Source organism: Salipiger sp. (assembly GCF_059781815.1).
In genome coordinates this window covers 1-10,012 of the sequence record NZ_JBYNAH010000195.1, presented here as the reverse complement: position 1 = coordinate 10,012, position 10,012 = coordinate 1, and the positions used below count along the sequence as shown (strand labels likewise).

General features: G+C 66.0%; 12 protein-coding genes and 1 tRNA gene. 7 read left to right on the top strand and 6 right to left on the bottom strand.

What is annotated here, in order from left to right:
- Nucleotides 1-82 precede the first annotated feature (82 nt).
- The 3 genes from AC6RA4_RS19125 to AC6RA4_RS19115 all read right to left on the bottom strand — a co-directional run bounded on the left by AC6RA4_RS19125 (nt 83) and on the right by AC6RA4_RS19115 (nt 3,279).
- Nucleotides 83-736: a YggS family pyridoxal phosphate-dependent enzyme gene (locus AC6RA4_RS19125; protein ID WP_500163089.1), complete on the bottom strand. Its 654-nt coding sequence runs from the start codon at nt 734-736 to the stop codon at nt 83-85.
- Nucleotides 727-2,208, bottom strand: a complete 1,482-nt coding sequence (locus tag AC6RA4_RS19120) for a sulfotransferase family protein (RefSeq protein WP_500163087.1) — start codon at nt 2,206-2,208, stop codon at nt 727-729. Before AC6RA4_RS19120 ends, AC6RA4_RS19125 begins: the two co-directional genes overlap by 10 nt.
- A gap of 81 nt (nt 2,209-2,289) precedes the next feature.
- Entirely contained in the window at nt 2,290-3,279 is a 990-nt protein-coding gene (locus AC6RA4_RS19115) for a porin (RefSeq protein ID WP_500163085.1), read from the bottom strand.
- 279 nt (nt 3,280-3,558) lie between these two features.
- Between AC6RA4_RS19115 and AC6RA4_RS19110 the strand changes: the two genes are divergently transcribed.
- Nucleotides 3,559-4,080 carry a DUF3576 domain-containing protein gene (locus tag AC6RA4_RS19110; RefSeq protein ID WP_500163083.1) on the top strand — a complete coding sequence of 174 codons (522 nt, stop codon included), beginning with the start codon at nt 3,559-3,561 and terminating at the stop codon, nt 4,078-4,080.
- Between the two features lie 101 nt (nt 4,081-4,181).
- Here the strand turns inward: AC6RA4_RS19110 and AC6RA4_RS19105 are convergent, their stop codons facing one another.
- Together AC6RA4_RS19105 and AC6RA4_RS19100 are read right to left on the bottom strand one after the other, a co-directional pair.
- Entirely contained in the window at nt 4,182-4,496 is a 315-nt protein-coding gene (locus AC6RA4_RS19105) for a DUF1244 domain-containing protein (protein ID WP_500163081.1), read from the bottom strand.
- 30 nt (nt 4,497-4,526) lie between these two features.
- Nucleotides 4,527-5,264 carry an N-formylglutamate amidohydrolase gene (locus tag AC6RA4_RS19100; RefSeq protein ID WP_500163079.1) on the bottom strand — a complete coding sequence of 246 codons (738 nt, stop codon included), beginning with the start codon at nt 5,262-5,264 and terminating at the stop codon, nt 4,527-4,529.
- 151 nt (nt 5,265-5,415) lie between these two features.
- Here AC6RA4_RS19100 and pyk point away from each other — a divergent pair, with 151 nt between their 5' ends.
- The 5 genes from pyk to AC6RA4_RS19075 all read left to right on the top strand — a co-directional run bounded on the left by pyk (nt 5,416) and on the right by AC6RA4_RS19075 (nt 8,743).
- The gene (pyk, locus tag AC6RA4_RS19095; RefSeq protein ID WP_500163077.1) at nt 5,416-6,861 is read left to right on the top strand and encodes a pyruvate kinase; all 1,446 of its coding nucleotides are present in this window, start codon (nt 5,416-5,418) and stop codon (nt 6,859-6,861) included.
- A gap of 123 nt (nt 6,862-6,984) precedes the next feature.
- The gene (locus AC6RA4_RS19090) at nt 6,985-7,209 is read left to right on the top strand and encodes a hypothetical protein (protein ID WP_500163075.1); all 225 of its coding nucleotides are present in this window, start codon (nt 6,985-6,987) and stop codon (nt 7,207-7,209) included.
- 138 nt (nt 7,210-7,347) lie between these two features.
- Nucleotides 7,348-7,548, top strand: coding sequence for a 50S ribosomal protein L35 (gene rpmI, locus AC6RA4_RS19085; protein ID WP_007796782.1), 201 nt, complete (start codon nt 7,348-7,350; stop codon nt 7,546-7,548).
- A gap of 15 nt (nt 7,549-7,563) precedes the next feature.
- Nucleotides 7,564-7,929, top strand: coding sequence for a 50S ribosomal protein L20 (gene rplT / locus AC6RA4_RS19080; RefSeq protein ID WP_007796779.1), 366 nt, complete (start codon nt 7,564-7,566; stop codon nt 7,927-7,929).
- A gap of 208 nt (nt 7,930-8,137) precedes the next feature.
- The gene (locus AC6RA4_RS19075; protein ID WP_500163072.1) at nt 8,138-8,743 is read left to right on the top strand and encodes a hypothetical protein; all 606 of its coding nucleotides are present in this window, start codon (nt 8,138-8,140) and stop codon (nt 8,741-8,743) included.
- Nucleotides 8,744-8,795: 52 nt separating this feature from the next.
- On the opposite strand, the gene AC6RA4_RS19070 is transcribed toward AC6RA4_RS19075, so the two are convergent.
- A tRNA-Arg gene (locus AC6RA4_RS19070) sits at nt 8,796-8,872 on the bottom strand.
- A 134-nt stretch (nt 8,873-9,006) separates the two neighbouring features.
- Between AC6RA4_RS19070 and pheS the strand changes: the two genes are divergently transcribed.
- On the top strand, nt 9,007-10,012 hold a 1,006-nt coding region (gene pheS, locus AC6RA4_RS19065; RefSeq protein ID WP_500163070.1), incomplete at its 3' end, for a phenylalanine--tRNA ligase subunit alpha.

The window sequence follows — 10,012 nt, the reverse complement described above, 5'->3', positions numbered from 1 at the left end:
GCTCAAAGCGCCGCTTCGCCACCCCGCGGGCCGGCGATGGCGCGGCGGCGCCCGGCGTTCCGACATCGTTGCGGCCGTCGGCTCACCCGTAATCGCGTTCTCCGAAGATCGCCGAGCCGACCCGCACGTGAGTCGCCCCGAGCGCAATCGCCTGCTCGAAATCCGACGACATGCCCATCGACAGCCCCTCGAGCCCGTTGCGCTCGGCGATCTTGGCCAGCAGCGCGAAATGCAGCGAGGGGGTCTCGTCCACGGGGGGGATGCACATCAGCCCCTTGAGCGGCAGGTCGAGCCCGCGCACCTCCTCGATGAAGGCATCGGCCTCGGCGGGCAGGATGCCGGCCTTCTGCGGCTCCTCGCCGGTGTTGACCTGCACGAAGAGATCCGGGCAATGCCCCAGCTCCTGCGCCAGCCGGGCCAGGGTGTTGGCGAGCTTCGGGCGGTCGACCGCGTGGATCGCCGAGAACAGCTCCATCGCCTGCCGCGCCTTGTTGGTCTGCAGCGGCCCGATCAGGTGCACATCGACGCCCTCGAAGCGCTCCTTCAGCGCCGGCCACTTGCCCTGCGCCTCCTGCACCTTGTTCTCGCCGAAGAGCCGGTGGCCCGCCTCGAGCACCGCCTCGACGCGCTCGATCGGCTGCACCTTGCTCACCGCGATCAGCTGCACCGCGCCCTCGGGCCGTCCGGCTTTTGCCTCGGCCTTGGCCACGCGCTCGCGGATGTCGGTCAGTCCCATGGTTCGTCTCCCCACGCCTCGATGAAGGGTTGCAACTCGCGCTCGTGTTTTCGCCAGGCCTGCGCCGAGCCGGTATAGATCGGCTGGCGCGCCTGGCTGACGCTGAGCGTCTTCACGGCGCCGCTCTTGTTCTTGTGGAAATCGAGGCAGGCGTCCTGCCAGTCAAGCCCCGCCGCGGCGATCAGCGCCCGCGATTGCGGCTCGGGCTCAGACACCAGCGCCTCGTAGCGGATCTCATGCACCACGCCGGGCAGGGCCTCTTTCCAATGCGCGACGAAGCTGCGGAAGCGCTTGATGGCGTGGGCGATGTCGGCGAGGTCGTTGCCGTAGCGGTGGCTGCCGGTGTTGAAGTAGTTCTTGTAGATCGACAGGGCGATGTCGCGCGGATCGCGCTGCACAACGATGAAGCGCGCCTGAGGCAGGGCGCGGTGCAGCAGGCCGATGATCAGGTAGGAGAGAATCGACTTGTCGGTGATCACCGGACTGTCGCCGGGCACGTCGCGCCGGGCCAGCGTGGTGTAGCGCTTTGCGAAAGCCTCGAGCTTGGCGGCGTCGCGGATCGGGCGCATCTGCTCGCCGGCGCCGAAGGTGCCATAGGCCAGCTTGAGGGCCAGCCCGAGCTCGTTGCCGGCGCTGACCTCGCTGTGGGCGGCAAGGATGCGCTCGACGAGCGTGGTGCCCGAGCGCGGCATGCCGGTGACAAAGACCGGGCGGGGGCTCAGGGCAGGCTCTGCAGGGGGCAGGGCGGGGAGGTCGGCTTGCGCGGCGCGGACGGTGGCGAACTCGCGATCCTGCGCGGCATTGTCGAAGGGGGCGGCTTTGCGCTGCAGCGCGTTGGCGCGGGCGACGCAGGCAAAGCCCTTATCGGGCGCGCCGGTCTCGTCCAGCGCCTTGCCAAGCGCATAGCCCAGCTGGATGCGGGCGGGCTCGGGCAGGTCCTTGCGGGCCCAGAGCGTCTCCATCGCCGGCAGGAGCGGATCGCCGGGAGAGAGGGTCTTGCCGCCAAGAAAGATCCGGTAGAGCTGTGCCTCGTTCGGGTGCTGCTTGAGCAGCTTGCGAAAGATCGTCTCGGCCTCGTCGAAGCGTCCGAGATGTTGCAGATAATGCGCCTTGTCGGCCTGCGTGCCGAGCGATTTACCCGATGTTTTGCCCTGTGCGGCGATCAGCCGGTCATAGGCGGCGAGCGCCTCCTCGCTGGCGCCGAGATGGCGGAAGCGTTCGGCGGCGTGCCGGGTGAGCTGCGGATTGTCGCGGGCGAGCTTCACCGCCTTGCGCAGCTGCGCGAGGCAGGTCTCGCGGTCGCCCTCTTCGAAGGCGATGCGCGACAGCTGGTAGGGGAAATCCGCCCGCTTTGGCTCGGCCAGTGCGAGCTGCTGCAAGGCGCTGCGGGCCTTGGCCAGACGGCCCTGCGCCATGTCGCTTGCGGCCTGTTTCATCAGCCGGGCCTTGGTGTCGGCAGAGAGCGGCAGCATGGCGGATGGCACCTTTTGGTCGGACAAAAAGAAAAGAGCGGGCAAATGCCCGCTCTTCCCTTACCTCAATCTCCGGGGAGATTAGAAGTTCATGCGCAGACCCAGCGAGTAGGTGTCGAAGTCGTCTTCGGTACCTGCGATGTCGAACTCGGAGTAGCCGTAGCCGAAGCGTGCTTCGAGACCGCCACCCAGGTCGTACAGAGCTGCGAAGCCCCAGCCGGAGGTGCTGTCGTCGTCGCCGATCGAGTACTCACCGTAGTTCAGGCCGAGGGCCAGAGCGTTCATCTCGTAGCCGACGCCGATGCCCCAGTGCTCGATCTCGCCGTCCAGGATGGAGTCGTCGAGGTCTGCATTGGTGTAGGTCAGGCCAGCCGAGAAGCCGTTCGAGAAGCCAGCAACACCAGCGATGGTGGTGATGTCAGCAACATCTTCCAGCGACTGGTAGCCGAGGCCGACGGTCAGGTCGACGGTCGACACGGTGCCGCCGTAGGACACACCGATGCCCCAGATGGTGTTGCCGATGCCGTCAACGTCTGCGCCGTCTGCGATCTGCTCAGCCGACAGCGAGAAGGTGAACGCGTCGTAGGCGTAGTCGAAGCGAGCGATCTGACCGTCGCCGAAGCCGTCCAGCGAGAGGCCAACGCCGTCGGAGTCGTAGTCGAGACCGTCGGAGTGGTTGAAGCCCAGGTGGGTGGTTTCGTCGTCGTTCAGCGAGCCGCCTGCGAGCGCCAGTTCCGGCACGCGAGCGTCGAGAGCGCCGTCGGTGTCACCCATGGTCAGGGTTGCGCCGCCGTAGGAGATGAAGATTGCTTCGCCGCCCTGGGTGGAGCCGCCGAATGCGCCCGACGGGTCGCCATCCGACTCGTCGAGGTCGATCGACGCGCCGAAGGTCAGGCCGTTGTCTGCTTCACCGGACATGGTGAAGGTGACGTCGATGTCGGTGAAGAACTGAGTGTCGTCGTTGCCGTTGTCGAAGATACCCATCTCGGCCATGCCGGACAGTGCGATCTCTGCGGAGGCGACGCCTGCGGTTGCAACCAGCGCGGTGGTGGCAAACAGAATGCTTTTCATTGTTTCCCTCATGTGTTCGTAAGGCACGTACCAATCCGGATAGCCCGGCCTTGATGGGCTTTCTATGCGCCCTCGGACCCTTCGTTTGCAACTGCGGGCTGGGACGGTCGGGCAACAAGCAAATCAGTGATGCGCAATTGCCACAACGATGCCGAGGCACCTGCCGTCCGTCCCGGCTGGGGGCATTTCCTCAAGGCATTCCCGACTTGTCGCGCGTCTTGCGCGCGAGTATGCAGGTGCGGAACAAAAGACGGGCAGGAGCTTGAGCGGATGAGATTTATGCGGACAGCGACAGGTGCCATCTTTACGGGCGGGCTGCTGCTGCTTTCCGGCTGCGGGACGGTGAACAGCTGGTTCGACGGACAGGGCTCCGATACGCGCAATGTGCCGCCGGGCAATGCCGAGACATCGCAGGAGATCATCGAGCAAGAGATCTACGGCCGCGACGGCAAACCCGATTCCACCATCTGGGACATCTTCAAGGCGCGCGAAGATGCCGGCAAGGTCGGCGCGGTGAACCGCTATATCTGGAATGCCTCGCTTGACGTGCTGGATTTCCTGCCGGTTGACACGGTCGATCCCTTCACCGGCGTGATCACCACCGGCTACGGCACTCCGCCGGGCGGTGGCCAGTCCTACCGCGCGACGATCTACATCTCGGACCCGGCGCTCGACGCGCGCTCGCTCAACGTCGCGCTGATGACCCGCGGCGGCCCGGTCGATGGCGCCACGCTGCGCGCGGTCGAGGATGCGATCCTGACCCGCGCCCGCCAGCTGCGCGCCCGCGACAGCAACCTCTAAGGGCCTCGCCCAAGAGTTCCGAAAACAAAGGCGCGGACCGTGGGTCCGCGCCTTTTTCGATTTCTGGCGAGCCGCAAGGCCCGCCGATGGGGGCCGCCGGCTCAGCTCTCCTTGCCGACATTCTCCGCAAAGGCTGTCTCGAAGGCGGCCTTCTTGGCGTCGTCGGCCTCGGTCTGGTGCAGCGATTTCCAGTCGTCATAGGGCATGCCGTAGAAGATCTCGCGCGCCTCTTCCTTGCCGATCTCGATGCCGCGCTCGGCGGCGGCTTCCTGATACCAGCGCGACAGGCAGTTGCGGCAGAAGCCGGCGAGATTCATCAGGTCGATGTTCTGCACGTCCTGCCGGTCTTCCATGAGGTGCTTCTGCAGCCGGCGGAAAGCGGCGGCCTCGAGCTCGATTCGGGTCTGGTCGTCCATGGTGTCCTCCGTTCGTCTCTATAGATGGGCCTACTCGGGCACCTCGTCGAGCGCCGCAACGAGATGCGGCGCCAGCCGGGCACCCCAGTGCGCCTGCTGTTCGTCCGTTTCGATGAGGTCGTTGCGGACCTCGATCAGCGTGTTCACCCGGCCATGCCGCAGCGCGTGCCGGTCGATGGCGTCGCCGGGCAGGTGGCCGGGATAGGGCTCATTGCGCCCGACGGTCAGGTCGGGCTCCTGCTCGAGCCGGGAGATCAGCGGATCCGAGAGCCGCGCGTCCCAGGCGTGCAGGATGCCCAGATGCCACGGCCGGGTGGGGCGGCCGCGGAGCTGGCGGGTGAAGGAGTGCACCGACACGATCGCCACCTCGCCGCGCGAGGCGGCCAGCAGCTCGAGCGCGGCGTGGTAGGGGCGGTGATAGGCGTTGAGGCGGCGCGCCTTTTCTTCCTCGTCGGCGTGGCGGTTGCCGGGAATGATCGAGCCGTCATAAAGCCGCATCAGAAGCGTGGGATCGTCCTCGCCGCGGTTCGGGTCGATCACCAGCCGCGAGAAATCCGCCCAGACCAGCGGCGAGTCGAGCGCTTCGGCCAGCGCGCGTGCGGTTCCCAAAGCGCCTACATCATAGGCAATGTGTCGCGCCATGTCCTCGTCGGGCAGGCCAAGGGTTCCCCCCAGATCCGGCGGCACGGTATTGGTCGCATGATCGCAAGTGACCAGAAAGCGCCCTTTCCGGCCCTCTCCTTCTATCTGGTATGGTGTGTAGGTCATGGCAGCCGTCTTGTTCGCACCCGACCGTTTAGAGCAGTTGCGCCATGAAGGGAATTGCGCAATACCCCGGGTAAGAGGACGTTAGCGGTAACTGGTTTAAACGCTGAACGAAATGCGGCGCCGGTCCGGCGCAGCAGCAGGGAGACGGAAAATGAGACGTTTGCGCAAAGTGAAGATCGTGGCCACCCTTGGCCCGGCGAGCAACACCTACGAGATGATCCGCACCCTGCACGAGGCGGGGGCGGACGTGTTCCGCCTCAACATGAGCCACGGCACCCACGAGGACATCACCAAGCTCCACCGCGCCATCCGGCAGGTCGAGAAGGATCTCGACAGCCCGATCGCCATCCTCGCCGACCTGCAGGGGCCGAAGCTCCGCGTCGGCGAGTTCGAGAACGGCGAGGAAGAGCTGGAATGGGGCGAGACCTTCCGCCTCGACCTCAACAAGGCGCCGGGCACCAAGAAGCGCGTCTGCCTGCCGCACCCGGAGATCTTTCAGGCGCTTGGCGTCGGCGCGCATCTGCTGGTCAATGACGGCAAGATCCGCCTGCGGGTGGAAGAGTGCGGCGACGATTTCGCCAATTGCATCGTCGAAGCGGGCGGCACGATCTCCAACCGCAAGGGCGTCAACGTGCCCGACGTGGTGCTGCCGCTGGCGGCACTCTCCGAGAAGGACCGCAAGGATCTCGAGTTCGCCGCGGCGCTCGGGGTCGACTGGCTGGCGCTCAGCTTCGTGCAGCGCCCCGAGGACGTGGAGGAGGCGCGCAAGCTTTGCGACGGCCGCGCCGCGATCCTGTCGAAGATCGAGAAACCCTCGGCGGTGAAGAGCTTCGATGAGATCCTCGAAGCCTCCGACGGCATCATGGTGGCGCGCGGCGATCTCGGCGTCGAGCTGCCGGTGCAGGCGGTCCCGCCGATCCAGAAGCGCCTGATCCGCAAGTGCCGCGCCGCCGGCAAGCCGGTGATCGTGGCGACGCAGATGCTCGAATCGATGATCGAGAGCCCGATGCCGACCCGCGCCGAGGTCTCCGACGTGGCGACGGCAATCTACGAGGGCGCCGACGCGGTGATGCTCTCGGCGGAATCGGCGGCCGGCCAGTACCCGGTCGAGGCGGTGACGACGATGAACAACGTCGCCGTGGGCGTCGAGAAGGACAGCACCTTCACCGAGGTCATGGAGGCCAGCCGCAACATCCAGAAGACTGGCGTGGCCGACGGCATCGTCGCCGCCGCGCGCGAGATCGCCGAGTCGGCCAACATCAAGGTGATCTGCTGCTTCACCTCCTCGGGTACCACGGTGGCCAAGGTGGCGCGCGAGCGTCCGCGGGTGCCGATCATCGCCATGACCTCGCTGCGCGGCACCGCCCGTCGCCTGTCGCTGACCTGGGGCGTGAACTGCGTGATGACCGGCGAGCTCGAGCGCTTCAAGCAGGCGGTGGTCAACGCCGCCCGCGCCGCACGGGCGCAGGGCTATGCCGGCTCCGAGGATCAGATCGTCGTGACCGCCGGCGTGCCGTTCAACATGCCCGGCACCACCAACATCCTGCGCGTCGCCCCGTGCGACGAGCGCCTGATCTACTCCACCGACCCGGAGTGATCCTGCCGCAGGAGGACACCAGAGGCCCTCGCGTCGCAAGGCGCGGGGGCCTTTCCTTTGGCGCTGCCGGTTTGGTGAAACGGTCTCGCGACACGGGCGCGGACCCATGCTAGCCTCTGCCGCATGACCCCCGAGCAGTTCCTCGTCCTTGGCCTGTTTCTCGCGATCTGCGCCACGCTGGCGCTGTTCTCGGCCTATGCCGACAGCCGGCGGCCCTATATCGGCGGTGTGCTGGCCGTGGCGGCGGTTGCGGTGCTGCTGCACGGCAATACCATGCAGCCGGGCGGCTATACCGCGCAGGACGTGCCCGACGCGATCTATGGCGTGATCGCCGATCTCGTGAGATAGCGTCGCGGCCCGCCAGAGTGGGTGATTCCCGCTTGCATCAAAGCCCTGTCGCGCCTATAGGAGCGCCTCCTACCGCGCGTCCGGCCCTCAGTGGCATGCCGAGTCGCGCGTTCACCGCAGAACGTCAAGGAGACGGAAATGCCCAAGATGAAGACAAAATCGAGCGCCAAGAAGCGCTTCAAGGTGACCGGCACCGGTAAGGTCGTCGCAGGTCAGGCCGGCAAGCGCCACGGCATGATCAAGCGCACCACGAAGTTCATCCGCGACGCTCGCGGCACCACCACGCTGTCGGCTCCCGACGCAAAAATCGTCAAGGGCTACATGCCCTACGACCGCTGATAGGAGGCTAGACACATGGCACGAGTCAAAGGTGGTACCGTCACCCACGCCCGTCACAAGAAGGTTCTCGATCAGGCGAAAGGCTACTACGGCCGTCGCAAGAACACCTTCAAGGTTGCAGCCCAGGCCGTCGACAAGGCGAACCAGTACGCGACCCGCGACCGCAAGAACCGCAAGCGCAACTTCCGCGCCCTGTGGATCCAGCGTATCAACGCAGCCGTCCGCGCCCATGACGAGGCTCTGACCTACTCGAAGTTCATCAACGGTCTGACCAAGGCCGGCATCGAGGTCGACCGCAAGGTCCTCGCAGACCTCGCCGTTCACGAGCCCGAAGCCTTCGGTGCGATCGTGGATCAGGCCAAGGGTGCTCTGGCCGCCTGAGCGGTCCGAAACTTCGAAAAATGATAGAAACCGCGTCCGGGGCTCCGGGCGCGGTTTTTTCGTGTCGTGTCAGTCGCAAAGGCCCGTGGGGCCGGTTCCGCCGCATTCTTCCGGTGCGATGCGGGGCGAGAAGAAGTGTTGACTCAGGCGGTAGTGGTGGGTCTGGTTTCAATCACTGATTGCATGTTTCCATTTTTGGAGTTTTCCAGTGACCGACGCCCCCACCATTCCCTATGCCCTTCCCGACACCTCCGCCAAGCAGCTCGAGGCCCTGACCGAACAGCTCACCGCCAAGCTGGGCAAGTCCCCGCAGGACTATGTCGAGAGCATGTCGCTCGATCCCGAGCTCGAGGCGATCATCGAGGCCCATGCGGCGCTGGTGCCCGAGCTCGAGGCGCTGCCCGAAGATCCCGAGATCGCCAAGGCGTCTGAATTCGAAGTCGCCAGCGCGATGCGGACGCAGGTTCTGGTGGCGGGGATCGAACTTCCCAAGGTCGGCGTCGTGCACACCAACTGGCTGTTCCTCGAGCTCGACCTGCCCGCCGACACCGTCCGCTACCTGCTGCACGAGACCAAGAACGGCCTGCCGGCGCCGCTGCTCGAGATCATTGGCAAAGGCGGGGCGCTCGGCTCGGCGCTGAGCTGGGCCACCAAGCAGCTCTTCAAGCTCGAGCGGACCTATGTCGAGAAGCAATTCAAGGCGTCGAAGCACAAGGGCGTGCGGCTCAAGTGGACCTGGGTCCAGCTCGCCGTTGTGGGCGCCTCGGGCGGCCTGTTCTGGCAGGCGCTGCAGCCGATCGTGAAACCGCTCTGAGAGACCGGCCCGGTCCATCGGGCCGGGCTATTCGCCGCGTTGGGGAAAGCGCTGGCGACCCGTCGAGGACTCGAACCCCGAACCTGCTGATTAGAAGTCAGCTGCTCTATCCAGTTGAGCTAACGGGCCGTGCGCCCGCCCGTTCTAGCCGCAAGAGAGGGGCCACGCAATCGGCCTTGGCGCGCGGGTTTTGCCCCTGCGACTTGCGTCTTTCCACCGGCCCCGCTAGGTGACGGACAACTCCTGGATACGAGGGTGCCGAGATGGACGATCTGCGCGGAAAATACATCGAGCTGATTGGGGCTGCTGCCGATGAGGCGGCGCTCGAAGACCTGCGGGTGCAGGCGGTCGGCAAGAAGGGCGAGATCAGCCTTCAGATGCGCAGCCTCGGCAAGATGAGCCCGGAAGAGCGTCAGGTCATGGGCCCGAAGCTCAACGCGCTCAAGGACGAGATCAACAGCGCGCTCGCCGCCAAGAAGGCGGCGCTGGCCGATGCCGCGCTCAACGAGCGGCTGGCCTCGGAATGGCTCGACGTGACGCTGCCGGGCCGCACCCGCCGCCAGGGCTCGATCCACCCGGTGAGCCAGGTCTGGGAAGAGTGCACCGCGATCTTCGCCGACATGGGCTTCTCGGTGGCCGAGGGCCCGCAGATCGAGAAGGACTGGTACAATTTCGACGCGCTCAACATCCCGGGCCACCACCCGGCGCGCGCCGAGATGGACACATTCTACATGCACCGCACCGAGGGCGACGAGCGCCCGCCGCACGTGCTGCGCACCCACACCTCGCCGGTGCAGATCCGCTCGATGGAGGCGCAGGGCGCGCCGCTGCGGATCATCTGCCCGGGCCGCGTCTACCGCGCCGATTACGACCAGACCCACACGCCGATGTTCCACCAGGTCGAGGGGCTGACCATCGACAAGAACATCTCGATGGCCAACCTCAAGTGGGTGCTGGAAGAGTTCTTCTCGGCCTATTTCGGCACCACGGTGAAGACCCGCTTCCGTGCCTCGCACTTCCCCTTCACCGAGCCGTCGGCCGAGGTCGACATCCAGTGCCAGTGGAAGGACGGCTCGGTCGTGGTGGGCGAGGGCGACGACTGGCTCGAGGTGCTGGGCTCGGGCATGGTGCATCCCAAGGTGCTGGCCGCCGGCGGCATCGATCCGAACGAGTGGCAGGGCTTTGCCTTCGGCATGGGCATCGACCGCATCGCGATGCTGAAATACGGCATCCCCGACCTGCGCGCCTTCTTCGACAGCGACCTGCGCT

Excerpts from the sequence above, each read along its gene's own strand:
- AC6RA4_RS19125 (WP_500163089.1), bottom strand. The coding sequence starts at position 736 with ATGGGACTGACCGACATCCGCGAGCGCGTGGCCAAGGCCGAGGCAAAA.
- AC6RA4_RS19120 (WP_500163087.1), bottom strand. The coding sequence starts at position 2,208 with ATGCTGCCGCTCTCTGCCGACACCAAGGCCCGGCTGATGAAACAGGCC.
- AC6RA4_RS19115 (WP_500163085.1), bottom strand. The coding sequence starts at position 3,279 with ATGAAAAGCATTCTGTTTGCCACCACCGCGCTGGTTGCAACCGCAGGC.
- AC6RA4_RS19110 (WP_500163083.1), top strand. The coding sequence starts at position 3,559 with ATGCGGACAGCGACAGGTGCCATCTTTACGGGCGGGCTGCTGCTGCTT.
- AC6RA4_RS19105 (WP_500163081.1), bottom strand. The coding sequence starts at position 4,496 with ATGGACGACCAGACCCGAATCGAGCTCGAGGCCGCCGCTTTCCGCCGG.
- AC6RA4_RS19100 (WP_500163079.1), bottom strand. The coding sequence starts at position 5,264 with ATGACCTACACACCATACCAGATAGAAGGAGAGGGCCGGAAAGGGCGC.
- pyk (WP_500163077.1), top strand. The coding sequence starts at position 5,416 with ATGAGACGTTTGCGCAAAGTGAAGATCGTGGCCACCCTTGGCCCGGCG.
- AC6RA4_RS19090 (WP_500163075.1), top strand. The coding sequence starts at position 6,985 with ATGACCCCCGAGCAGTTCCTCGTCCTTGGCCTGTTTCTCGCGATCTGC.
- rpmI (WP_007796782.1), top strand. The coding sequence starts at position 7,348 with ATGCCCAAGATGAAGACAAAATCGAGCGCCAAGAAGCGCTTCAAGGTG.
- rplT (WP_007796779.1), top strand. The coding sequence starts at position 7,564 with ATGGCACGAGTCAAAGGTGGTACCGTCACCCACGCCCGTCACAAGAAG.